The 23,959-nt window shown below is 66.2% G+C and carries 23 protein-coding genes; 7 read left to right on the plus strand and 16 right to left on the minus strand.

What is annotated here, in order from left to right; translation table 11 throughout:
* Window positions 1-34 precede the first annotated feature (34 nt).
* Both CFB43_RS02400 and ychF read right to left on the minus strand, forming a co-directional pair.
* A complete protein-coding gene (locus CFB43_RS02400) occupies window positions 35-1,240 on the minus strand; it encodes an IS110 family transposase (protein ID WP_179254787.1) in 1,206 nt (401 codons plus the stop codon).
* Between the two features lie 358 nt (window positions 1,241-1,598).
* Entirely contained in the window at window positions 1,599-2,693 is a 1,095-nt protein-coding gene (gene ychF / locus CFB43_RS02405; protein WP_089439131.1) for a redox-regulated ATPase YchF, read from the minus strand.
* A 246-nt stretch (window positions 2,694-2,939) separates the two neighbouring features.
* On the opposite strand from ychF, the gene CFB43_RS02410 reads away from it, so the two are divergent.
* The 4 genes from CFB43_RS02410 to CFB43_RS02425 all read left to right on the plus strand — a co-directional run bounded on the left by CFB43_RS02410 (window position 2,940) and on the right by CFB43_RS02425 (window position 7,587).
* Window positions 2,940-4,118 carry a UbiH/UbiF family hydroxylase gene (locus tag CFB43_RS02410; protein WP_089494022.1) on the plus strand — a complete coding sequence of 393 codons (1,179 nt, stop codon included), beginning with the start codon at window positions 2,940-2,942 and terminating at the stop codon, window positions 4,116-4,118.
* A 94-nt stretch (window positions 4,119-4,212) separates the two neighbouring features.
* On the plus strand, window positions 4,213-4,941 hold the full coding sequence (locus CFB43_RS02415; RefSeq protein ID WP_089424391.1) for a DsbC family protein: 729 nt from the start codon (window positions 4,213-4,215) through the stop codon (window positions 4,939-4,941).
* Window positions 4,942-5,043: 102 nt separating this feature from the next.
* Window positions 5,044-6,843, plus strand: a complete 1,800-nt coding sequence (locus tag CFB43_RS02420; protein WP_089494023.1) for a M61 family metallopeptidase — start codon at window positions 5,044-5,046, stop codon at window positions 6,841-6,843.
* 147 nt (window positions 6,844-6,990) lie between these two features.
* A complete protein-coding gene (locus CFB43_RS02425; protein WP_089472082.1) occupies window positions 6,991-7,587 on the plus strand; it encodes an FMN-dependent NADH-azoreductase in 597 nt (198 codons plus the stop codon).
* 117 nt (window positions 7,588-7,704) lie between these two features.
* Here CFB43_RS02425 and CFB43_RS02430 read toward each other — a convergent pair whose 3' ends face one another.
* The 8 genes from CFB43_RS02430 to rpe all read right to left on the minus strand — a co-directional run bounded on the left by CFB43_RS02430 (window position 7,705) and on the right by rpe (window position 15,019).
* Window positions 7,705-8,610 carry a uracil-DNA glycosylase gene (locus CFB43_RS02430; protein WP_089494024.1) on the minus strand — a complete coding sequence of 302 codons (906 nt, stop codon included), beginning with the start codon at window positions 8,608-8,610 and terminating at the stop codon, window positions 7,705-7,707.
* 12 nt (window positions 8,611-8,622) lie between these two features.
* The gene (locus tag CFB43_RS02435) at window positions 8,623-9,249 is read right to left on the minus strand and encodes a CYTH domain-containing protein (protein WP_089494025.1); all 627 of its coding nucleotides are present in this window, start codon (window positions 9,247-9,249) and stop codon (window positions 8,623-8,625) included.
* Window positions 9,249-10,034 carry an indole-3-glycerol phosphate synthase TrpC gene (gene trpC / locus CFB43_RS02440; protein WP_089472085.1) on the minus strand — a complete coding sequence of 262 codons (786 nt, stop codon included), beginning with the start codon at window positions 10,032-10,034 and terminating at the stop codon, window positions 9,249-9,251. The genes CFB43_RS02435 and trpC overlap by 1 nt, the downstream gene beginning before the upstream one ends.
* Window positions 10,035-10,063: 29 nt before the next feature.
* Window positions 10,064-11,095, minus strand: coding sequence for an anthranilate phosphoribosyltransferase (gene trpD, locus CFB43_RS02445; protein ID WP_043191545.1), 1,032 nt, complete (start codon window positions 11,093-11,095; stop codon window positions 10,064-10,066).
* A gap of 13 nt (window positions 11,096-11,108) precedes the next feature.
* Window positions 11,109-11,699: an aminodeoxychorismate/anthranilate synthase component II gene (locus CFB43_RS02450; RefSeq protein WP_089430556.1), complete on the minus strand. Its 591-nt coding sequence runs from the start codon at window positions 11,697-11,699 to the stop codon at window positions 11,109-11,111.
* A 13-nt stretch (window positions 11,700-11,712) separates the two neighbouring features.
* Window positions 11,713-13,206 carry an anthranilate synthase component I gene (trpE, locus tag CFB43_RS02455; RefSeq protein WP_039362349.1) on the minus strand — a complete coding sequence of 498 codons (1,494 nt, stop codon included), beginning with the start codon at window positions 13,204-13,206 and terminating at the stop codon, window positions 11,713-11,715.
* A 357-nt stretch (window positions 13,207-13,563) separates the two neighbouring features.
* Window positions 13,564-14,328: a phosphoglycolate phosphatase gene (locus CFB43_RS02460; RefSeq protein WP_089494026.1), complete on the minus strand. Its 765-nt coding sequence runs from the start codon at window positions 14,326-14,328 to the stop codon at window positions 13,564-13,566.
* Window positions 14,329-14,332: 4 nt separating this feature from the next.
* Complete coding sequence (gene rpe / locus CFB43_RS02465) at window positions 14,333-15,019, minus strand: ribulose-phosphate 3-epimerase (protein ID WP_011883156.1); 687 nt, start codon at window positions 15,017-15,019, stop codon at window positions 14,333-14,335.
* A gap of 178 nt (window positions 15,020-15,197) precedes the next feature.
* On the opposite strand from rpe, the gene apaG reads away from it, so the two are divergent.
* Window positions 15,198-15,572, plus strand: coding sequence for a Co2+/Mg2+ efflux protein ApaG (apaG, locus tag CFB43_RS02470; protein ID WP_011350820.1), 375 nt, complete (start codon window positions 15,198-15,200; stop codon window positions 15,570-15,572).
* A gap of 22 nt (window positions 15,573-15,594) precedes the next feature.
* Here apaG and CFB43_RS38745 read toward each other — a convergent pair whose 3' ends face one another.
* Entirely contained in the window at window positions 15,595-15,726 is a 132-nt protein-coding gene (locus tag CFB43_RS38745) for a hypothetical protein (RefSeq protein ID WP_256940834.1), read from the minus strand.
* A 28-nt stretch (window positions 15,727-15,754) separates the two neighbouring features.
* On the opposite strand from CFB43_RS38745, the gene mltA reads away from it, so the two are divergent.
* Window positions 15,755-16,879 (plus strand): murein transglycosylase A, encoded by a 1,125-nt coding sequence (gene mltA / locus CFB43_RS02475; protein ID WP_226275398.1) that lies wholly within the window; start codon window positions 15,755-15,757, stop codon window positions 16,877-16,879.
* Window positions 16,880-17,143: 264 nt separating this feature from the next.
* Here mltA and paaK read toward each other — a convergent pair whose 3' ends face one another.
* The 5 genes from paaK to paaN form a co-directional block, all read right to left on the minus strand.
* On the minus strand, window positions 17,144-18,442 hold the full coding sequence (gene paaK, locus CFB43_RS02480) for a phenylacetate--CoA ligase PaaK (protein ID WP_089494027.1): 1,299 nt from the start codon (window positions 18,440-18,442) through the stop codon (window positions 17,144-17,146).
* A 38-nt stretch (window positions 18,443-18,480) separates the two neighbouring features.
* Window positions 18,481-18,933, minus strand: coding sequence for a hydroxyphenylacetyl-CoA thioesterase PaaI (gene paaI, locus CFB43_RS02485; protein ID WP_071335534.1), 453 nt, complete (start codon window positions 18,931-18,933; stop codon window positions 18,481-18,483).
* A gap of 1 nt (window position 18,934) precedes the next feature.
* Window positions 18,935-19,726 (minus strand): 2-(1,2-epoxy-1,2-dihydrophenyl)acetyl-CoA isomerase PaaG, encoded by a 792-nt coding sequence (gene paaG / locus CFB43_RS02490; protein WP_089494028.1) that lies wholly within the window; start codon window positions 19,724-19,726, stop codon window positions 18,935-18,937.
* A 45-nt stretch (window positions 19,727-19,771) separates the two neighbouring features.
* The gene (gene pcaF / locus CFB43_RS02495) at window positions 19,772-20,974 is read right to left on the minus strand and encodes a 3-oxoadipyl-CoA thiolase (protein WP_089494029.1); all 1,203 of its coding nucleotides are present in this window, start codon (window positions 20,972-20,974) and stop codon (window positions 19,772-19,774) included.
* 87 nt (window positions 20,975-21,061) lie between these two features.
* On the minus strand, window positions 21,062-22,768 hold the full coding sequence (paaN, locus tag CFB43_RS02500) for a phenylacetic acid degradation protein PaaN (RefSeq protein WP_089494030.1): 1,707 nt from the start codon (window positions 22,766-22,768) through the stop codon (window positions 21,062-21,064).
* Window positions 22,769-22,897: 129 nt separating this feature from the next.
* Here paaN and CFB43_RS02505 point away from each other — a divergent pair, with 129 nt between their 5' ends.
* Window positions 22,898-23,674 (plus strand): enoyl-CoA hydratase, encoded by a 777-nt coding sequence (locus CFB43_RS02505; RefSeq protein WP_089424403.1) that lies wholly within the window; start codon window positions 22,898-22,900, stop codon window positions 23,672-23,674.
* Window positions 23,675-23,959: the final 285 nt, after the last annotated feature.

Genomic DNA, 23,959 nt, shown 5'->3' on the forward strand with positions numbered 1-23,959 from the left:
GACGGCACAGGGGGGGGTGCCCCTATGTCCTTCGTCAAGCGTTAGGGGCGGACTTGGGTTGGTAAATGGTGCCGTCGCGCAGCATGGCGAACAGGACGTCGCAGCGTCGCCGTGCCAGCGCGATGAGTGCTTGGTTGTGGCGCTTGCCCTGCTGGATCTTGCGCGCGTAGTAAGCCCGCGAGACAGGATCCCGCAATGCCGCGAAGGCGGATAGGAACAAGGCGCGCTTGAGCACCTTGTTGCCGCGTCTGGATGGGTGCTCACCACGGATGGATGAGCCTGAGCGCCGGGTGACCGGGGCAAGACCAGCGTAGGCCGCCAAGTGGGCGGCCGAAGCGAACGCTTTATGCGCGACCTCGGTCAGGAGTCTGGCGGCGGTCCTGACGCCGACTCCCGGCATGCTGGTCAGGACCGGCCAAAGAGGGTGAGCAAGCACCAGTCGCTCAACTTCGGCGGCGACCTCGTCACGTTGCTTACGCAAGGCCGCAAGCTGCTGGGCCAAGCGAGGCATGACGATGGTGGCGGCTTGCGTGCCGGGCACGGTCACGGCTTGTTCGCTGAGTGCCTGAACGATCTCGGTCGCCAAGCCTTTGCCCATGCGCGGTGCGAGTTTGGTCAGGCGGTTGGCGAGCGTCTTCTCGCTGGTGGCGGCAAGCGCGGCTGGCGACGGGTAGCGCTCAAGCAGATCGAGTACCGCTGGATGATCGAGGCGCGGTCCGAGAACGCGTTCGAGAGCGGGATGGATCTGGGTGAGCAAGCCGCGAATGCGGTTGCTGGTTTGAGTGACTTGGTCGGCGAGATCGTCGTCGAAGCCGCACAGCATGGTGAGTTCGGCGAGCTGCTCGTCGGCCAACCGAAGCGAGCGCAGTGTGTGCGGCATCGAGCGAGCGGCTTCGGCAATGATCGCGGCATCGCGGGCATCGGTCTTGGCTTCGCCTGCATGTAGGTCGGCGATGCGGCGCATAGCCAGTCCCGGCAGATAGGCGACGAGTACGCCTTCGGCGCGGGCGACGGCTACAGGAAGCGCGCCGATGGTGGATGGCTGATCGACGACGAATAGCAGTTGACCCTGAGTCTTGAGCTCGGCGATGAGGGCTCGCAGCTTGGCCTCGTCGTTGGGTAGCGCCTTGTTGTACAGGCGCTTGCCGTTCCGATCAAGCGCGACGGCATGATGCTGGCCTTTACCGACATCGACGCCGATGAAGACATCGACGGCGCCATGTTGTTGAGTGTCTTGCATCGAAGTATGAGCAGAGTGAACGGATTGGCCTGCAACAACGGTGGCAAGTCTCGGCATCCACGTTACGGACGGCGTCGGGATATCCCGGCCAAACCCCTATTAGCGATCACCAGCCACCCACCAGGCCCGGTGACAACACCCCCCGGATCATGACTGCGACTGGGGGCGAGAATCATGCCGGGCCTGGCTGGCCAAAGCCCCAATTATCGGGGCGTGAAGATAGTAACGGGGGCACCATGCAGCTATGCATAGCCGGATCTAAATCGGACACGGGCGGCTCCGGTCGTGACTAGGCAGGTACACCGAAAAGTGAAAAGCCCGCAGAAGCGGGCTTTTCACTGAGGCGATAACGCAACGCTCAGACGTTGAACAGGAAGTTCATCACGTCGCCGTCGTGCACGACATATTCCTTCCCTTCCGCCCGCATCTTGCCGGCTTCCTTCGCGCCTTGCTCACCCTTGTACGTGACGAAATCGTCGAACGCGATCGTCTGCGCGCGGATGAAGCCGCGCTCGAAGTCGGTGTGGATCACGCCGGCTGCCTGCGGCGCCGTGTCGCCGATATGGATCGTCCATGCGCGCACTTCCTTCACGCCCGCGGTGAAGTACGTCTGCAGACCGAGCAGCTTGAAGCCCGCGCGGATCACGCGGTCGAGGCCCGGCTCTTCCATGCCCATGTCGGCGAGGAACGCTTCCTTGTCCGCATCGTCGAGATCGGCGATTTCCGCCTCGATCGCCGCACATACGGCCACGACCGGCGCATTCTCGCTTTCCGCGTACTTGCGGACCGCGTCGAGATGCGGGTTGTTCTCGAAACCGTCGTCCTTCACGTTGGCCACGTACATCGCCGGCTTCGCGGTGATCAGGCAGAACGGCTTGATCAGCGCCGCTTCGTCGTCCGACAGTTCGAGGCCGCGCACGGCCTTGCCCTGGTCGAGTTGAGCGCGCACTTTTTCGAGCACCGCGACGAGCTTTGCCGCTTCCTTGTCGTTGCCCGACTTCGCGGCCTTCGAATAGCGCGTGAGCGCCTTCTCGACGGTGCCGAGGTCGGCGAGCGCGAGCTCGGTGTTGATCACTTCGATGTCGTCGATCGGGCTGACCTTGCCGGCGACGTGAATGACGTTCTCGTCCTCGAAGCAGCGCACGACGTGCGTGATCGCGTCGGTTTCGCGGATGTTCGCGAGGAACTGGTTGCCGAGGCCTTCACCCTTGCTCGCGCCCGCGACGAGGCCCGCGATGTCGACGAATTCGACGACGGCCGGTACGACACGCTCCGGCTTGACGATCTCGGAGAGCGCCTTCAGGCGCGTATCGGGCACTTCGACGATGCCGACGTTCGGCTCGATCGTGCAGAACGGGTAGTTCTCGGCGGCGATGCCGGCCTTGGTCAGCGCATTGAACAGGGTGGACTTGCCGACGTTGGGCAAGCCGACGATGCCGCATTTGAGACTCATGGAATCCTTCGGACGGGTAAGGCGGCGCGGCCGGACAGGGCACGGCGGCGCGGGAAAAAAGGGCGGCCGGCGCGTGGGGCGCGGCGGGCCGACGGTCAAAGTCGCTATTGTACCGTGCCGACGCCCCGGATTCCGGGCAGGCGCCGAATGGCCGATGCGGCGGGCCGCTGCGTTGCCGCATCGCCCTGCGATTCTGCTGATTTCCCGCAAAGTCCGGCCGCGTAAGGGTTTGGCCCCGCGGCTATAATGCCCGCCATGACTGCCCACCACACCTTCGACGTCGCCGTGGTCGGCGGCGGGCTCGTCGGCAAGACGGCCGCGCTCGCGCTGACCCAGTCCGGCTACAAGACAGCCTTGCTCGCCCAGCCGGCCACGCCGCGCCCCGCCGATCTCGCCTTCGACACGCGCGTCTACGCGCTGTCCTCCAGTTCGCAGGCGCTGCTCGAGCGGCTGCGCGTCTGGCAGGCGCTCGATCACAGCCGGCTTGCGCCGGTCTACGACATGCGCGTGTACGGCGACGCGCACGCGGAACTGCATTTCTCCGCGTACCAGGCGTCCGTGCCGCAGCTCGCGTGGATCGCCGAATCGTCGCTGGTCGAGGCGTCGCTCGACGCCGCGCTGCGGTTCCAGCCGAACCTCACGTGGTTCGATGCGCGCGCACAGGGCTTCGACGTGCGCGACGACGCGGCCGTGCTCACGCTGTCGTCGGGGCAGGTGCTGGAAGCGGACCTCGTCGTCGGCGCGGACGGCGCGCATTCGTGGGTGCGCTCGCAAATGGGGGCCAAGGTCGAGCGGCGCGACTACCGGCAAACCGGCGTCGTCGCGAACTTCAAGGCGTCGTTGCCGCACCGCGAGACCGCCTACCAGTGGTTCCACGAAGGCGAGATCGTCGCGCTGCTGCCGCTGCCGGACGGCCATGTATCGCTCGTCTGGTCCGCGCACACCGCGCATGCAGACGAATTGCTCGCACTCGATCCGGCGCAGCTCGCGGCCGAAGTCGAGCGCGTGTCGCACGGTCAGGTCGGCACGCTCGACTGCGTGACGCCGGCTGCCGGCTTCCCGCTGGCGCTGCAGACGGTCGACAAGCTGATCGCACCGCGCGTCGCGCTCGTCGGCGATGCCGCGCACCTGATCCACCCGCTCGCGGGGCAGGGGATGAATCTCGGCTTGCGCGACGTCGCGGCGCTTGCCGACGCGATCGCGGGCAAGGAAAGCTTCCGCAACCTCGGTGATACGGTGCTGCTGCGTCGCTACGAGCGTTCGCGCCGCGAGGACATCCGCGCGCTGATGGTCGCGACCGATGGGTTGCAGCGGCTGTTCGCCGTGCCGGGCTCGCTCGCGAAGGTCGTGCGCAACGCGGGCATGGCCTTCGTCGGCGCGCAGCCGCTCGTGAAGCGCTGGCTCGTATCGGCCGCGCTCGGCTGATCGATCGAACCTTCGGCCGCTTCGCCGGTCGGACACGGTTCCGTTACGGCGTACACTGTGCCGTGCACTCCGATTGAGCTGAAGGAAGATTTCGATGAAAAAAACGATCCGCATCGCGTCGCTGGCGCTGGCCGTCACGATGGCGACGCTTGGCTGCACCGCGCAGGCCGACCAGACCACCGACAAGCTGAAAGCAACGCTGCAGGCCCGCCTCGGCAGCGACGCACCGATCAAGAGCGTGTCGAAAGCGCCGGTCGCCGGCCTTTACGAAGTCAACCTCGGCTCGCAGATCATCTATAGCGATGCGGCAGGCGATTACGTGCTGCTCGGCGATCTCGTCGACACCAAGACGCACAAGAACCTGACCGACGCGCGCCTGTCCGAAATCAACAAGATCGACTTCGCGAGCCTGCCGTTCGCGAATGCGATCAAGGTCGTCAAGGGCAACGGCGCCCGCAAGATCGCCGTGTTCTCCGATCCGAACTGCCCGTATTGCAAGAAGCTCGAGACGACGCTGCAGTCGGTCGACAACGTGACCGTCTACACGTTCCTGTACCCGGTGCTGTCGCCGGATTCGACCGCGAAGTCGAAGGCGATCTGGTGCGCGACCGATCGCGCGAAAACGTGGCAGGGCTGGATGCTCGACCACCGCGCGCCGTCCGGCGCCGGTACTTGCGACACGACCGCGCTCGACAAGAACCTCGCGCTCGGCCGCGGGATGAACGTCACGGGCACGCCGACGATCTTCCTGCCGGACGGCCGCCGCCTGCCGGGCGCCGTGTCGGCCGACCAGCTCAACCAGGCGCTCGCCTCGAGCAAGTAACCGACACACGCCGGGCCGTATGGCCCGGCCAGCGAGGGGCGCCCGCATCTGCCGGCGCCTCTCTTCGTTTCCGCCGCCGTATTCGACCGACCGATTGCCACGATGACCCAGCCGATCCGCTATTCGATAGTTCCGAAAGATCTTGCCGCGCACCTGTTCGAAGTGTCGGTGACGGTCACCGATCCCGACCCCGAAGGCCAGCGCTTTTCGTTGCCGGTGTGGATTCCGGGCAGCTACCTGGTGCGCGAGTTCGCGCGCAACATCGTGACGCTCGGCGCGTTCAACGACGCAGGCCGCAAGGTGCGGATCGCGAAGACCGACAAGCACACGTGGCAGGCCGCACCCGTGAACGGCACGCTGACGCTGCGCTACGACGTGTATGCGTGGGACCTGTCGGTGCGCTCCGCGTATCTCGATGAATCGGGCGGCTTCTTCAACGCGACGGCCGTGTTCCTGAGCGTTGCGGGCCACGAGGAGGCGCCGTGTGAAGTCGATATCGCGAAGCCGGCCGGTGCGGCGTTCCGCGCATGGCGCGTCGGCACGTCGCTGCCCGAGGCGCGCGGCACCAAGCGTTACGGGTTCGGCGCCTATCGCGCAGCGAACTACGACGAGCTCTCCGACCATCCGGTGACGATCGGCGAATTCGCGCTCGCGACGTTCGACGCGCACGGCGTGCCGCACGACATCGTGATCGCGGGGCGCGTGACGCAACTCGACCTGGAGCGCCTGCGCGCCGACCTGAAGCGCGTGTGCGAAGCGCAGATTGCGCTGTTCGAGCCGAAATCGAAGAAAGCGCCGATGGACCGCTATGTGTTCATGACGCTGGCGGTCAGCGACGGCTACGGTGGCCTCGAGCACCGCGCGTCGACCGCGCTGATCTGCAACCGCACCGACCTGCCGGTGAAGGGGCGGCCCGAAACGACGGAAGGCTATCGCACGTATCTCGGGCTCTGCAGCCACGAGTACTTCCATACGTGGAACGTGAAGCGCATCAAGCCGGCGGCGTTCGTGCCGTATGACCTGTCGAAGGAAAACTATACGTCGCTGCTGTGGCTGTTCGAAGGCTTCACGTCGTATTACGACGACCTGATGCTGGTGCGCAGCGGGCTGATGTCGCAGGACGAATATTTCGCGGCGCTCGGCCGTACGGTCGGCGGCGTGCTGCGCGGCACGGGGCGCCTGAAGCAGAGCGTCGCCGAAAGCTCGTTCGACGCGTGGATCAAGTACTACCGCCAGGACGAGAACGCGACCAACGCGATCGTCAGCTACTACACGAAGGGTTCGCTCGTCGCGCTCGCCTTCGATCTCGCGATCCGCGCGCAGACGCGCAACAAGAAGTCGCTCGACGACGTGATGCGCCTGCTGTGGCAGCGCTACGGCCGCGATTTCTACCGCGGCAAGCAGGCGGGCGTCGAGGAGAACGAAGTCGAGGCGCTGATCGAAGAGGCGACGGGCGTCGCGCTCGGCCGCCTGTTCGCCGATGCCGTGCACGGCACGCGCGACCTGCCACTCGCCGAACTGCTCGCACCGTTCGGCGTGACGCTTGCGCCCGATGTCGCGAACGGCGCGATCGCGAAGCCGACGATCGGCGCGCGCCTGCGCGGCGGCGCGGACTGCACGTTCGCGGCCGTCTACGAAGGCGGCGCCGCACATCGCGCGGGGCTGTCGGCCGGCGACACGCTGATCGCCGTCGACGGGCTGCGCGTTACGGGCACCAACCTCGACGCACTGCTCGCTCGCTACCGGCCGGGTGACAAGGTCGAGGTTCACGCCTTCCGTCGCGACGAGCTCCGCACCGCGAAACTGAAGCTCGACGGCCCGGAAGTCACGCGCTACCGGCTGTCGGCGGCCGCGAAGCCGGCCGCGGTCTCGAAGGCCCGGGAGGCCTGGCTGAAGGGTTGAGCGTATTGAAGCGGGTATCGGGGCGCGATCAACGATTGTTCTGCTGCTGCAACAATCCGTCGCCTTGAACCCGCTTTTTCGCGGTCATGCGGCCACGCACAATGGCGTCACTCGCGCTACCAAAGCGCAACCCTACTGGAGCCTGACATGACGACCATTCTGCAAATCAATTCCGCCGCGCGTTCGCAAGGTGCGCAATCCACGCTGCTGGCCAACGAACTGACGGCAAAGCTGCAACAATCGAATCCCGGCGCGAACGTCGTGGTTCGCGACCTGCTGGCCGATGCGCTGCCGCACCTCGACGAATCGGTGCTCGGCGCGTTCTTCACGCCGGCCGACCAGCGCACCGCGGAACAGAATGCGATCGTCGCGAAGAGCGATGCACTGATCGCCGAACTGCAAGCTGCCGACATCATCGTGATCGGCGCACCGATGTACAACTTCGGCATCTCGTCGCAACTGAAGACGTACTTCGACTGGATCGCACGTGCAGGCGTCACGTTCCGCTACACCGAGAACGGTCCGGAAGGCCTGATCAAGGGCAAGAAGGTTCACGTGGTGACGGCCCGTGGCGGCAAGTACGCCGGTACGCCGAACGACAGCCAGACCCCGTACCTGCGCACGTTCCTCGGCTTCGTCGGCATGACCGACGTGAACTTCATCTTCGCGGAAGGCCTGAACCTCGGCGCGGATGCGCAAAGCGCAGCGCTGGCCGGCGCACGCGAAGCGATCGCCGCCGCGTAAGGTCGATGCGGGTGCGCCGCACCCGCCGTATCGCCCGATAAAAAAACGCCGCGTCCCGAAAGGGGCGCGGCGTTTTCGCATGCCGGCTGCCGTGGCGAACGAACGGCGGCGCGGCGGTTACGCGAGCGTTTCCGCCACTTCAGGCAGGCGCCAGTCGATCGGTTCGCGGCCTGCCTCGACCAGATAATCGTTCGCGAGCGCGAAATGGCGGCAGCCGAGGAAGCCGCGGTGCGCGGACAGCGGCGACGGATGCGGCGCCTCGAGCACGCGGTGCGCGCTGGCGTCGAACAGCGCGCGCTTCGCCTGCGCGTGGGCGCCCCACAGCATGAAGACGAGCCCCTGATGGCGGCCGGCGAGTTCGCGGATCAGCGTGTCCGTGCATTGCTCCCAACCGCGCTTCGCATGGCTCGCGGCGGCCCCGCGCTCGACCGTCAGCACCGTGTTGAGCAGCAGCACGCCCTGGCGCGCCCAGGTGTCGAGGCAGCCGTGGCGCGGTGTGTCGTGGCCGAAGTTCGCGGCGATTTCCTTGAAGATGTTGCGCAGCGACGGCGGCGTGCGCACGGCCGGCGGCACCGAGAACGCGAGCCCGTGCGCCTGCGGCGTGCCGCGATCGTCGCCGTGGTACGGATCCTGGCCGAGGATCACGACTTTTACGTCGTCCGGGCTCGTCAGGCGCAGCGCGCGGAACACGTCGGTCGGGTAGACCGTCTTGCCGGCCGCACGCTCGTCATCGACGAAGCGGCACAGCGGCGCGTACGCGTCGCTGTCGGTAAAGGGTTTCAGCACGTCGCGCCAGACGGGCGGCAGCGCGTCGAATTGCGCGGCGAGGTGCGGGACGTCGGCGGCAACGGGCTGCGGTGCCGTCGGGGCCGCAGCCGGAGCCGCGGCTTTCTTTGCGGGCTTGCGTCCGGCCGCGGGCGCTTCGGGCGCCGGGGACGGGGTATCGGCCGGTGCCGTTTCCGGCACGGGATCATCGAACAGCGACGCCTGTTGCGGCGCGCGGGAAGTCTTGCGGGTTGCCATGCGTGATGCGGGTTATTGCGCGCGCAGCCGGTAGCCGCGCTGCGCCTTGCTGATGTTTTCGGGAACGAGGCCCGGCAGCGCTTGCTGCAATTCGGCGGCGAGCGTTGCGAGCGCCGCCTCCGGGCCGTCGATCAGTTCGAGTTCGATTTCGCTGATCGGTTCGCGGCGCGTTTCGTGTTCCGCCTGGACGACGATCTCGCCGAGGTCCACCGCGGCTTCGACGGTTGCGCCGCCGATTGCGATGCGCCACAGCGTACGCGAAAAATCCGTGCGAAACAGCGCCGACAGCGAGCCGGCCGCGTCATTCAGCGCGGCGGCGGCTTCCGGCACGTCGCAGGCCGCGACGAGCGCGTCGATTTCGAGCGCGTCGCCGGCGACCGGCAGCTCCCACTCGTGGCGGCGATGCAGGCCGCCTTCCGCGCTGCCGACCGTCTTGAACGTCTGCAGCCAGCCTTGCGGCGTGCGGCGCACGCGCACCGCGCTCTTCGAGCGGGCCAGCGCGAGATCGGGCGTGTCGTAATAGACGTTTGCGAGCATGATGTCGCGACCGGGTTCGCCGGTCAGCGTCTCGAAGAAGCGTCGCGCGGCGTCGGCCTGGCCGGCCGGCAGCGCGAGCTTGATTTCCTTTTCGATCGCCATCAGAAGAACATCCGTGCGAGTTCCTCGCCCGGCTGCTCGGCGCGCATGAACGCCTCGCCGACGAGGAACGTGTTCACGTTTGCCGCACGCATCGTGTCGACGTCGGTGCGCGACAGGATGCCGGATTCGGTCACGACGATCCGGTCCGCCGGAATCATGTCGAGCATGTCGAGCGTGGTCTGGATCGACGTCTCGAACGTGCGCAGGTTGCGGTTGTTGATGCCGAGCAGCGGCGTCTTGAGCGTCAGCGCCTGCTCCATCTCGTTGCGGTCGTGTACTTCGACCAGCACCGCGAGGCCGAGCGAGTGCGCATACGCTTCGAGATCCTGCATCAGCGGCGTGTCGAGTGCGGCGGCGATCAGCAGGATCGCGTCGGCACCCATCGCGCGCGCTTCGATGATCTGGTACGCGTCGACGATGAAGTCCTTGCGCAGCACCGGCAGCTCGCAGGCCGCGCGCGCTTGTTCGAGATAGCGGGCGCTGCCCTGGAAGAACTGCTCGTCGGTCAGCACCGACAGGCACGCGGCGCCGTGCGCTGCATACGAACGCGCGATGTCGGCCGGCACGAAATGCTCGCGCAGCACGCCCTTCGACGGGCTGGCCTTCTTGATTTCGGAAATCACGGCCGCGTGGCCGGCCGCATGCTTCGCGCGCAATGCGCCGACGAAGTCGCGCAGGTCGCGCGCGGACGCTTCCAGTTTCAGTGCCTCGAGCGGCGCGCTGCGCATGGCCGCCGCGACTTCTTCGCGCTTGACGGCGATGATTCGGTCGAGAATGTCGCTCATGTGGATTCCTGCTTGATTCGTAAGGGGAGTCAGCGCTTGAACTGCTGCGTGAAGCGCACGAGTTCGTCGACTTTGGCGCGGGCCTTGCCGCTCGCGATCGCTTCGCGGGCGAGCTGGATGCCGTCCGCGATCGACTCGGCGACGTTCGCCGCATAGAGCGCGGTGCCGGCGTTCAGCGTGACGATCTCGCGCGCGACGCCCGGCTGGTTGTCCAGCGCGCCGAGCAGCATCGTGCGCGATTCGTCGGCATTTTCGACCTTCAGCGTGCGGTTCGACACCATCTGCAGGCCGAAGTCTTCCGGATGGATCTCGTATTCGTGCACCTTGCCGTCGCGCAGCTCGCCGACGAGCGTTGCCGCGCCAAGCGATACCTCGTCCATCCCGTCCTTGCCGTACACGACCAGCACGTGCTGCGCGCCCAGGCGCTGCATCACGCGCACCTGGATGCCGACGAGGTCGGGGTGGAACACGCCCATCAGCTGGTTCGGCGCACCGGCCGGGTTGGTCAGCGGGCCGAGGATGTTGAAGATCGTGCGCACGCCGAGCTCGCGGCGCACGGCCGCGATGTTCTTCATCGCCGGGTGATGGTTCGGCGCGAACATGAAGCCCATGCCCGTTTCGGCGATCGACGCGGCAACCTGGTCGGACTGCAGGTCGATGTTCACGCCGAGCGCCTCGAGCACGTCGGCGCTGCCGGACTTGCTCGATACGCCGCGGTTGCCGTGCTTCGCGACTTTCGCGCCGGCCGCGGCCGTGACGAACATCGACGCGGTCGAGATGTTGAACGTGTGCGAGCCGTCGCCGCCGGTGCCGACGATGTCGACGAAGTTCGAATTGTCCTGCACCTCGACGTGGTTCGCGAATTCGCGCATCACGGTCGCGGCGGCGGCGATCTCGCCGATCGTCTCCTTCTTCACGCGCAACCCGGTGATGATCGCGGCCGCCATCACGGGCGACATGTCGCCGCGCATGATCAGCCGCATCAGGTGCAGCATCTCGTCGTGGAAGATTTCGCGGTGTTCGATCGTGCGCTGCAGCGCTTCCTGCGGGGTAATCGTCATCGTGAGGCTCCCGTCAGGCGGCTTGCGCGGCCGCGGCGCGGGCCTGTTTCAGGAAATTCTCGAGCAGCGCATGGCCATGCTCGGACAGGATCGATTCCGGGTGGAACTGCACGCCTTCGATCGGCAGCGTCTTGTGGCGCACGCCCATGATTTCGCCGTCGTCGGTCCAGGCGGACACCTCGAGGCAGTCGGGCAGCGATTCGCGCTCGATCGCAAGCGAGTGATAGCGCGTGACGTCGAAGTGCTTCGGCAGGTCGGCGAACACGCCGCGGCAGTCGGTTTCGATCTTGCTCACCTTGCCGTGCATGATGGTCTTCGCGCGCACGACGCGGCCGCCGAAGGCCTCGCCGATCGCCTGATGGCCGAGGCACACGCCGAGGATCGGCTTCTTGCCCGCGAATTCCTTCAGCACGTCGAGCGTGATGCCCGCGTGCTGCGGGTTGCTCGGGCCGGGCGACAGGCAGATCGCATCGGGATTCAGGCGCGCGATTTCGTCGAGCGTGATTTCGTCGTTGCGGTAGGTGCGCACGTCCTCGCCGAGTTCGCCGAAGTACTGGACCAGGTTGTAGGTAAACGAGTCGTAGTTGTCGATCATGAGCAGCATGGTCAGTCTCCGGTCAGAAGTCGCTATCGAGGCCGTCCTGGACCTGTTCGGCCGCACGCAGCACCGCGCGCGCCTTGTTTTCGGTCTCTTGCCATTCGGATTCGGGCACCGAATCCGCGACGACGCCGGCCGCCGCTTGCACGTACAGGTTGCCGTTGTGGATCAGGCCCGTGCGGATCGCGATCGCGAGATCCATCTCGCCCGAGAACGACAGGTAGCCGACGGCGCCGCCGTACAGCCCGCGCTTGACCGGCTCGAGTTCGTCGATCAGTTCCATCGCACGGACCTTCGGCGCGCCGGACAGCGTGCCAGCCGGGAACGTCGCGCGCAGCACGTCGTAGTTCGTCATGCCGGGCTTCAGCTTGCCTTCGACCGAGCTGACGATGTGCTGCACGTGCGAGTATTTCTCGATGACCATCTGGTCGGTCACGTGCACCGAGCCGATTTCCGCGATGCGGCCGACGTCGTTGCGCGCGAGGTCGATCAGCATCACGTGCTCGGCGATCTCCTTCGGATCGTTGAGCAGCTCGGTCGCGAGTTCCGCGTCACGCTCGGGCGTGTTGCCGCGCGGTCGCGTGCCGGCGAGCGGGCGGATCGTGACGATCTGGTCTTCCCCGCGTTTTTCCTGGCGCACGAGGATTTCCGGCGATGCGCCGACCACGTGGAAATCGCCGAAGTTGTAGTAGTACATGTACGGCGACGGATTCAGCGAACGCAGCGCGCGATACAGCGACAGCGGATTGTCGCGGTACGGTTTCGTCAGGCGCTGGCCGACCTGGATCTGCATCAGCTCGCCGGCCGCGATGTATTCCTTCGCCTGGCGCACGGCGGCCAGATAGTCGTCCTTCTTGAATTCGCGGAACGTCTCGGTGCGCACGCTCGCCGACGTAACGGGCGGCTGCACGGTCGTGCGCAGGCGCTGCTTCAGTTCGCGCAGGCGCTGTTTCGCCTTCGTATAGGCTTCGGCCTGGCTCGGGTCCGCGTAGATGATCAGGTACAGCTTGCCGGCGAGGTTGTCGATGACCGCGACTTCCTCGGTCAGCAGCAACTGGATGTCGGGCAGGCCGAGATCGTCGCGCGGCGCGGTGTTCGCGAGCTTCTTCTCGATGTAGCGCACCGCGTCGTAGCCGAAGTAGCCGGCAAGACCGCCGCAGAAGCGCGGCAGGCCCGGGCGCTGCGCCACCTTAAAGCGCGCCTGGAACGATTCGATGAACTGGAACGGGTCGCCGTCATGTGTCTCGACGACCTGGCCGTCGCGCACGACTTCCGATACGCCGTTGCGGGTCCGCACGAGCGTACGGGCCGGCAGGCCGATGAACGAATAGCGGCCGAAGCGTTCGCCGCCGACCACCGATTCGAGCAGGAACGAGTTGGCGCCCGAGCGTTCGGGCTGGGCCAGCTTCAGGTAGAGAGACAGCGGCGTTTCGAGATCGGCGAGGGCTTCCGCGATCAGCGGGATGCGGTTGTAGCCTTCGTTCGCGAGCGATTGAAATTCGAGTTCGGTCATGTTCCGGTCCTGTTCGGGACGAGCGGCGCGTGCGCCAGGGATCACTTGACGCTGCGCAGGTTGCCGTCGGCGAAAGGGCGGTCGATCGAGAAGTGCCTGTTGCCGGCCGGCACTCCGGGCGTGAACGTCGCGAGCCTGCGGCCGAGCCGGAACGCAAGCGTTCGGACGCGGTAGAACTCGAGGTGGTGCGACGATCGGCGCGCGGATGCGCAGCGAGATAAAAAACGGCGCTGAAGACGTGCTTCAGCGTACCTCATCGAAGAGGTTAGCGCGACCAGCGACGCCAGGGCCAGGCTCCCCGGTCGATGCTGCTCAGACTCCGTTTTTTATTCAGAAACATGCAGATGGAAGAAATAATCAGAGAGTTGGCCGGCCTGCGTTGTGCGCGGAGATTGCGCGAGCCGCGACCAGCAACGAATCGACTATACCATCCGAATTTATCGTTTGTATAGCTTTGCCATGGTTGTAGCCGTACGGCACCGTCAGCGTCGCCATCCCGGCCGCGCGGCCTGCCAGCGCGTCGTTTTCCGAGTCGCCGATCGCGACTGCCGCATCCGGTGCGACGCCGAGCGCGTTGCAGGCCGTCAGCATCGGCAGCGGATCGGGCTTCTTGCGCGCGACGCTGTCGCCGCCGAGCACGATGCCGAAGCAATCGGCCAGCCCGTATTGCTCGAGCAGCTCGACCGCGAAGCGATGCGGCTTGTTCGTCACGCACGCGAGCCGGATGCCGGCTGCGCGCAGCGCGTCGAGGCCTTCGGCAACGTCCGGGTAGAGGCGTGTGTGGCGGCCGTTGATCTTCGCGTACTCGGTCTGGTAGATCGCCAGCGCGTCGTCGAAGCGCGCGTGCGCCTCGTCGGCCGCGAAGCGCGGCTTCAGCACGCTCTGGATCAGGTGTTCGGAGCCCTTGCCGACGTAGCCGATCACCTCGCCGCGCGACGTGGCCGGCGCGCCGAGCTGCGCCAGCATCCCGTTCAGGCCGGCCGTGAAATCGTCGGCCGTATCGACCATGGTGCCGTCGAGATCGATCAGCGCCGCGTCGATGCGCGACGTGGCGAAGCGGATCGGGGCGGCTTGCGGCGCGGCCCCGGCCGGCGCATGGCCGGCGAGCGACGAGTCGGCCACGGCGTCAGCTCCGCTCGACGGTAGCGAGCGCGGCGCGCATCTCGTCGATCACCTTGCGGTAGTCGGGCTTGCCGAAGATCGCCGAACCCGCGACGAAGGTGTCGGCGCCGGCCGCCGCGATTTCCGCGATGTTGTCGGTCTTCACGCCACCGTCGACCTCGAGCAGGATCTCGCGGCCGGTGCGCTCGGTGTACGCGTCGATGCGTGCGCGTGCTTCGCGCAGCTTGTTCAGCGTTTCCGGAATGAACGACTGGCCGCCGAAGCCCGGGTTGACCGACATCAGCAGCACGAAGTCGAGGCGATCCATCACGTGGTCGAGGTAGTTCAGCGGCGTGGCCGGGTTGAACACGAGGCCGGCCTTGCAGCCGTGGTCGCGGATCAGCGACAGCGTGCGGTCGATGTGATCGGAGCCTTCCGGGTGGAAGCTGATCAGGTTGGCACCGGCCTTCGCAAAATCGGGCACGATCCGGTCGACCGGGCGCACCATCAGGTGCACGTCGATCGGCACCTGTACGTGCGGGCGGATCGCTTCGCATACGAGCGGGCCGATGGTCAGGTTCGGCACGTAATGGTTGTCCATCACGTCGAAGTGGATCCAGTCGGCGCCGGCGGCGACCACGTTGCGGACTTCTTCGCCGAGCCGTGCGAAATCGGCCGACAGGATGCTGGGAGCGATGCGGAATTGGGTCATGGCAGGGGAGCGGGGACGTTGCGGCGCAAAACCGCCATTCTACCGTCCGGCGACCCGGTGCGCGGCCGCAGGCCGTGCGGTCGAGGCCGGATTGCGCATAGAATGCCGAACCAATGCGGCGCGCCCGCGGCCCCGTTGCCCATGCCGGCACGGGCAGTCATCTTCCAGCGGAAACACCATGAGTCAGTATCAATTCACCGTTTCGGTGAAAACCAGCTACTTGCCGGAACAATCCGACCCCGATCGCCGTCAATACGCATTCGCGTACACGCTGACGATCCGCAACACCGGGCAGGTCGCGGCACAGCTGATCGCGCGTCACTGGATCATCACGGACAGCGAGAACCACGTGCAGGAAGTGAAGGGGCTCGGCGTCGTCGGGCACCAGCCGCTGCTGCAGCCGGGCGAGCACTTCGAGTACACGAGCTGGGCCGTGATCGCGACACCGGTCGGCACGATGCGTGGCGCGTACTTCTGCGTGGCGGAGGACGGCGAGCGCTTCGAGGCGCCGGTCGACGAGTTCGCCCTGCACATGCCGCGCACGCTGCATTGAGCGTGCGGCGTGCGTCAGGGTGTTAGCGCGGCTTGCGGGTGTGCTTCTTTCTGCCCGACGACGTCCACACGACGATGAAGATCAGCAGGGCGAGCGCTACGAAGGCTTCGAGCGCGAAGATGAGCATCGGATATTGGTCGAGAAAATCTGACATGGCGGTTTCCATCAAGAACGGACATTGTATGTGGTTTGGGCCCCGGGTGGCCGGGTGGGTTGCGGCTGCAGCCGCGGCGGCGCTGCTGGCGGCGTGCGGTGGCGCGCCGACGCGGACGTCGTCGCTGAAACCGCCGACCGGCGCGGCGATCGTGCCGGGCCAGGTTGCCGCGAAGCGGCTCACGCCGGTCGCGTGGCAGCAGGTGCCGGGCTGGCAGGACGATTCGCTGCTCGGCGCAACCGCCGCGCTGCGGCAGAACTGCGTGCGGCTCGCGCGCCAGCCGGCCTGGGCACGCGCGTGCGCGGCCGCCGACAGGCTCGACGAGCTCGACGTCAGCAGTGCACGCACGTTTTTCGAAACGTATTTCACGCCGTTCCAGCTCGCGAACACCGACGGTACGCTCGACGGGCTCGTGACCGGCTATTACGAGCCGCTGCTGCACGGTTCGCGCGTGCGTCGCGGTCCGTATCAGTACGCGCTCTACCGCTGGCCGGCCGGTTATCGCGCGGGCGCCGCGCTCCCGGCACGCGCGCAGCTCGAACGCGCCGGCATCCTGAACGGCAACGAACTCGTGTGGGTCGACGACCCGATCGAAGCGTTCTTCCTGCAGGTGCAGGGCTCGGGGCGCGTGCTGCTCGACGACGGTTCGGTGATGCGGGTCGGCTTCGGCGGCACCAACAACCAGCCGTACCGCTCGATCGGCAAGTGGCTGCTCGATCGTGGCGAGCTGACGCCCGCTCAGGCGACGATGCAGGGCATCAAGGCGTGGGCAAAGGCGAACCCGACCCGGGTCGACGCGTTGCTCGACACGAACCCGCGGTTCGTGTTCTTCCGCGACATGCCGACCAAGGAAGATGCACCGCACGGCGGTGCGGACGGCCCGATCGGCGCGTTGGGCGTGCCGCTGACGCCGGAGCGTTCGATCGCCGTCGACCCGTCGTCGATCCCGCTTGGCACGCCCGTGTTCCTGCAGACGACGCGCCCGCTGACGAATACGCCGATGAACCGGCTCGTGTTCGCGCAGGATACGGGCTCCGCGATCAAGGGCGGCGTGCGGGCCGACTATTTCTGGGGGCTCGGCGACGATGCAGGCGATCAGGCTGGGCGGATGAAGCAGGTCGGCCGGATGTGGCTGCTGTTCCCGAATTCGTGATGTGACGCGGCGCGGGTGGCTGGGGTTCCTCGGGTCACCGCCGATGCGGCAGACGCTGCATTCGTAGAAGCGGCTGTGCGCGTGGGGCACGTTGCTCTGATCGTGAGGGCGGACGTGCAGTGTCAGATTTCGTGATGCGCTTGTTGCGTCGGCGGATGCCCAAATGCATCCCGGAATGAAACAGCCCGATCGGTGTTGGCCGATCGGGCTGTTTCATTTGCAGCCACGGATTCACCGCGCGTCATTCACGCGCAGCGACTTTCGTCAGCCCCTGCGCTTGTCGACGACGCGTCGCGCCTTGCCGACCGACCGCTCGATCCCGTTCACGGGCAGCACGTTGATCACGGCCGTCACGCCGATCAGCGACTTGATGTCGTAGGCGAGCGCCTGTTTTGCCGCATGGATCGCCGCCGTATCGGGTGCTGTCTCGGGGCAAGGCTCGACATTGAGCGTCATCACGTCGAGCGGGCCTTCCTTCGTCAGCACGATCTGATAGTGCGGGGCGAGCGCGTGCTGCTTGAGCAACTGCTCCTCGATTTGCGTCGGGAACACGTTGACGCCGCGCACGATCATCATGTCGTCCGAGCGCCCGGTGATCTTCTCCATCCGGCGCATCGTGCGGGCAGTGCCGGGCAACAGCCGCGTGAGGTCGCGGGTCCGGTAGCGGACGATCGGCAGCGCCTCCTTCGTCAGCGACGTGAACACGAGCTCGCCGAGTTCGCCGTCCGGAAGCACTTCGCCGGTTTCGGGATCGATGATTTCCGGGTAGAAGTGGTCTTCCCAGATGGTCGGACCATCCTTGGTCTCGACGCATTCGGATGCGACGCCGGGGCCCATCACTTCGGACAGCCCGTAAATGTCGACCGCATCGATGCCCATCCGCTGCTCGATCGCGACGCGCATGTCGTTGGTCCAGGGTTCCGCGCCGAAGATGCCGATGCGCAGCGAACTCTGCACGGGATCGAGACCCTGGCGCTCGATTTCGTCGGCGATCGACAGCATGTAGCTCGGCGTGACCATGATGATGTCGGGTCGGAAATCCTGGATCAGCTGCACCTGCTTCTCGGTCTGGCCGCCACCGAACGGGATCACGGTCAGCCCTGCGCGTTCGGCACCGTAGTGCGCGCCAAGCCCGCCCGTGAACAAGCCATAGCCGTAGCTGACGTGCACCTTGTCGCCGCGGCGCGCACCGGCGGCGCGGATCGAGCGCGCGACGAGATTCGCCCATGTGTCGATGTCGCCGGCCGTATAGCCGACGACCGTCGGCTTGCCGGTCGTGCCCGACGACGCATGAATGCGCGAGATCTGGTCCTGCGGCACCGCGAACATCCCGAACGGGTAACTGTCGCGCAGGTCGCTCTTCGTCGTGAACGGGAAGCGCGACAGGTCGGCGAGCGTCTTCAGGTCGTCCGGATGGACGCCCGCGTCGTCGAACTTGCGACGATAGACGGGAGAGTGGTCATACGCATGCCGGAGCGACCACTTGAGGCGCTCGAGCTGCAGCGCGGTCAGCTCGTCGCGTGAGGCGGTCTCGATCGGCTCGAGCGGTAGCGGGGTAGTCATGCATGTCTCCAGTGTTTGTTATGTGCGAGCCGTCGACGTCAGCGGTCTTCCGGGATGACCGTGCCCTTGATCTGGGCGGATTTGCCGCGAAACATCGCGACGGTTTCGCCGGTCTGGTTCGTGACACGGATGTCGTAGATGCCTTGGCGGCCGGCGCGCGCCTGTTCGATCGCCTCGGCCGTCAGCACGTCATCGCCGTGCACGGGGCGCAGGAATTCGATCGAGCAGCCGGCCGCGACGGTATTCACGTTGTACGAGTTGCACGCGAACGCGAACGTCGAATCGGCCAGCGTGAAGATGATCCCGCCATGGCAGGTCTGATGCCCGTTCAGGAATTCGGGCCGCACGCGCATCTGCAGGCGCGCGTAGCCGGCGCGTACTTCGGCGATTTCCATCCCGAACGCACGGCTGCATGCGTCGGCGTCGTACATGGCCCGCGCGGTGGCGCGGGCGAGCGCATCGGGGTCCAGCGTGGCAGTGGCGTTTGTCATGTCAACGCCCCTCGAAGCGCGGCGCACGCTTCTCGATGAATGCCTTCACGCCTTCCGCGTAGTCGTGCGACTGGCCGAGCATGCGCTGCAGGTCGCGTTCCATGTCGAGTTGCTGGTCGAGCGTGTTCGTGACACTGGCACGCATCGATTGCTTGATCGATGCGATCGCGAGCGTCGGCTGCTGCGCGAGCTGGGTGGCGAGCTGACGGGCTGACGCAGCGAGCGCGTCGTCGTCGACCGCGCGCCAGATCAAGCCCCATTGCTCGGCCTGTTCGGCGCCGAGCTTGTCGCCGGTCAGCGCGAGCCCCAGCGCGCGTGCCATGCCGACGCGTTGCGGCAGGAACCACGTGCCGCCCGAATCGGGCACGAGACCGATCTTGACGAAGGCCTGGATGAAACTGCTCGAGCGGGCGGCGAACACGAGATCGCAGGCGAGCGCGAGGTTCGCACCGGCGCCGGCCGCCGTGCCGTTGACGGCGGCGATCACCGGAATCGGCAGACGCTGCAGGCGGCGGATCAGGGGATTGAAGTGCTCGTCGATCAGCGCGCCGAGATCGGTGGACGCGCCCGGCGTGAAGTCGAGATCAGCCAGGTCCTGGCCCGCGCAGAAGCCGCGCCCCGCACCCGTCAGGATCAGCGCGCGCGCGCCGGCCGCCTCGACATCATCGAGTGCCGACTGCAACTCGCGATGCATCGCCCGCGTAAAGCTGTTCAGCTTGTCGGGGCGGTTGAGGGTAATCGTGGCTACGTTCGAGGCCTGATCGATTTCCAGCTGAATCGCCTGATAGGACATGCGGTGTCTCCTTCATGACTTCGTTATAGGCGTGCGGTGCGTCGGTTACACGCGTTCGATCGCGAGTGCGATGCCCTGGCCGACGCCGATGCACATCGTACAGAGCGCAAAGCGGCCGCCCGTACGCTCGAGTTGGTGGAGCGCCGTGGTCACGAGCCGGGCGCCCGATGCGCCGAGCGGATGTCCCAGCGCGATCGCACCGCCGTTCGGGTTCACGCGCGGATCGTCGTCGGCGACGCCGAGCATGCGCAGCACCGCGAGACCTTGCGACGCGAACGCCTCGTTCAGCTCGATCACGTCGAACTGATCGATGGTCATGCCGAGCTGATGCAGCAGTTTTTGCGTGGCCGGCCCGGGGCCGATGCCCATCACGCGCGGCGCGACGCCGGCTGTCGCCATGCCGATAACGCGTGCGCGGCGGCGCAGGCCGTACTGGTCGGCTGCCTGCGCATTGGCGAGCAGCAGCGCGCACGCACCGTCGTTGACACCCGAGGCGTTGCCGGCCGTCACCGAGCCGTCCGGGCGCACGACGCCCTTCAGCTTCGCGAGCGCTTCGAGCGAAGTCTCGCGCGGATGCTCGTCGCGCGAGACGACCACCGGATCGCCTTTCTTCTGCGGAATCGTGACCGCGACGATTTCGCCAGCGAGCGTCCCGTCCTGCTGCGCACGCGCGGCCTTCTGCTGGCTGCGCAGCGCGAACAGATCCTGGTCGGCGCGGCTGATGTTGTAGTCGACTGCGACGTTTTCGGCCGTCTCGGGCATCGAATCGACGCCATACAGCTGTTTCATCAGGGGATTGATGAAGCGCCAGCCGATCGTCGTGTCGAAGATGTCGGCCTGGCGTGCGAACGCGCTCGGGGCCTTGCCCATCACGAACGGCGCACGCGTCATGCTCTCGACGCCGCCCGCGATCATCAGACGCGCCTCGCCGGCCTTGATCGCGCGGGCGGCGGTGCCGACCGCGTCCATCCCGGAGCCGCACAGCCGGTTCAGCGTCGTGCCGGGCACGTCGGTCGGCAGGCCCGCGAGCAGCGCCGACATGTGCGCGACGTTGCGGTTGTCCTCGCCGGCCTGGTTCGCGCAGCCGTAGATCACATCGTCGATTGCCGTCCAGTCGACGTCACGGTTGCGCTCGACGAGCGCCTTGAGCGGCACCGCACCGAGGTCGTCGGCACGGACGTCTTTCAGGGCGCCGCCGTAGCGGCCGATGGGAGTGCGAATCGCGTCGCAGATAAAGGCGTCTGTCATGGGCGTATCGATGAGCAACGAACCCGCCGGGTGGCGGATTCGTTCATGGTAGAGAACGTGGCGGCGTTTGCACGTCGGCCATTCGGGTTATACCGGTTGGCCGGCTTCCACGGGGGCTGCTTTCGGCGCAACATGGACGCGGCTTTGCACTACGCGGAACCGGTTGGCGACGAACGCCGGGTCGGCCAACGCCGCGTTGGCTGCCGGATTCGCGCCCGTGCCGTGGAAATCCGAGAACGCGGCAGACTGGTTCACGAACACGCCGCCCGTCAGGTTGATCGACAATGCGACGCCACCGCGTACCGCCGCGTCGTGGGCGGCGTCGACGATCGCGTCGTCGGTGCTGTAGACGGAGAGGGTCAGCGCGCCATGTTCGGCCGCGATTTCCCCGGCGAGGTCGAGCGACTGCGTGGTCGAGTCGGTCGCGATCACGAACGAGATCGGGCCGAACCATTCCTGCGTGAATTTCTCGCGATCGGCCACGTCGAGTTGCAGCACGAGCGGCGTGCGCACGCGGGCATCGGGGAACGCAGGGTGCTGGAGGGTCAGGCTATCGGCGAGCACGCGGCCGAGCTCGCGGGCGTTGTCGATGCGTGCGGTCACGCTTTCGTTCTGGATTGCGCCGATCAGTTCGACCGAGCGTGCCGGGTCGCCGGTGAGTTTTTGCACGGCAACGGCGATGGCTTGTGCGACCTCGTCGAAGCTCGCATGGCCGTCCGCCGTCCGGATGCCGTCGCGCGGCACGTAGATGTTCTGCGGTGCCGTGCACATCTGGCCGGAGTACAGCGCTAGCGAGAACGCGATGTTCTTGGCGACGGCCTTCAGGTCGTCGGTCGAGTCGATCACGATCTGGTTGACGCCAGCCTTCTCTGTATAGACCTGTGCCTGGTGGGCATGGCGTTCGAGCCACGTGCCGTTTTGCGTGCTGCCGGTGAAGTCGATCAGCTTGATCTCGGGGCGCAGCGCGAGATCCTGGACGAGTGCGCCGTCGTTGGGTTCGGTCGCGAGGAGCGTGACGACGTTCGGATCGAAACCGGCTTCGCGTAGCACGTCGCGAGCGATCCGGACGGTGATGGCGAGCGGCAGGATCGCGCCCGGATGCGGCTTGACGATCACGGTGTTGCCGGTTGCGAGATCGGCGAACAGGCCGGGATAGCCGTTCCAGGTCGGGAAGGTGCAGCAGCCGAGCACGAGCCCGGTGCCGCGCGGGACGATCGTGTAGCGCTTGTGCATCGCGAGCGGCGGGTTCTTGCCTTGCGGTTTTTCCCAGTGCGCGTCGGCCGGGATGCGGCGCAGTTCGTCCCATGCATAGGCGACTGCTTCGAGCGCACGATCTTGTGCGTGCGGGCCGCCGGCCTGGAACGCCATCATGAATGCCTGTCCCGTGGTGTGCATCACGCTGTAGGCGATTTCGAAGCTGGCGCGATTCAGGCGCGCGAGGATTTCGAGACTGACACCGATCCAGGCGCTTGGGCCGGCTTCGCGCCACGAGCGTTGTGCTGCGGCAGCGGCGGCGATCAGTTCGTCGGGCGTCGACTTCGGATACCGGATGCCCAGTGCAATGCCGTACGGCGACCGCTCTGCGCCGACCGTTTCTCCGGACGCCGGCTGGTCGAGCGCGAACGTCTTGTCGAGGTGCGACTTGAACGCGGCCTCACCATCTGCGTTCGCGCTTTCCCCGTACACTTTGGGACTTGGCATTTCGGCGAACGGGCTCCAGTACCCGCGGCTCTCGATGGCGGCGAGTGCGTGTTTCAGCGTGTCTTCGTGCTTCGTGAACAGTGCATGGGTCATGGCGGCAGCCTGATGGACGTTGAGAGGGGTTGGATCGATTAATTAACCGACCGGTTGGTCGGAGAATGGTAGCATCAAACTATTCGCATGTGCGAGGCGTTTCTCATTTCATTGATCGAGGAGAAATAGATGGCTTACGAGAACATCCTGGTGGAGACCCGGGGGCGTGTCGGGCTGGTTACGCTGAACCGTCCGAAGGCGCTGAATGCGCTGAACGATGCACTGATGGATGAGCTGGGCGACGCGCTGAAGGCGTTCGATGCGGACGATGGCATCGGCGCGATCGTCGTGACCGGGAGCGAGAAGGCGTTCGCGGCTGGCGCGGACATCGGCATGATGGCGACCTACTCCTATATGGATGTCTACCGGGGCGACTACATCACGCGCAACTGGGAGACGGTCCGTGAGATCCGCAAGCCGATCATTGCGGCGGTTTCGGGCTTTGCGCTGGGCGGTGGTTGTGAGCTGGCCATGATGTGCGACATCATTTTTGCAGCGGACACGGCCAAGTTCGGCCAGCCGGAAATCAAGCTGGGTGTCATGCCGGGTGCGGGCGGCACGCAGCGTCTGCCGCGCGCGGTGTCGAAGGCGAAGGCGATGGATATGTGCCTGACTGCCCGTTTCATGGATGCTGCCGAAGCGGAGCGCGCGGGGCTCGTGTCTCGCGTGCTGCCGGCCGACACGCTGCTCGACGAGGCGCTTGCCGCCGCGGCGACGATCGCCGAGTTTTCGCTGCCGGCGGTCATGATGGTCAAGGAGTCGGTGAACCGTGCGTACGAGACGACGCTGGCCGAAGGCGTCCACTTCGAGCGTCGGCTGTTTCATTCGCTGTTCGCGACCGAAGACCAGAAGGAAGGGATGGCGGCATTCGTCGAGAAACGGAAGCCGGTGTTCAAGCACCGCTGATCGGGCTACTTGGGTAGTTGGCCGGCGACTGGTGGGTATCGGTTGTCGGCGTGATTGCCGGGCTTGCCGAGCCCCAAGCCCCCGTGCGCGTCAGCGCACGGGGGCTTTTTCAAAATATTTTCACAAAGGGGCTTGCGTAGACGGGGGCGGGTGCTTAGAATCACGCCTCTTTCGCGCTAACGGAAACGCGGCGCGGGAGAAGGGAAGCAGGGTTGGCGGTGTGCTGGAGTCTGGAGCGCGCAGCTGGCCTGGAAGTTGAGCCCCGCAGTCGCAACGATGCAGTGT

It is taken from the genome of Burkholderia sp. AU15512 (assembly GCF_002223325.1).
Taxonomy (GTDB): Bacteria; Pseudomonadota; Gammaproteobacteria; order Burkholderiales; family Burkholderiaceae; genus Burkholderia.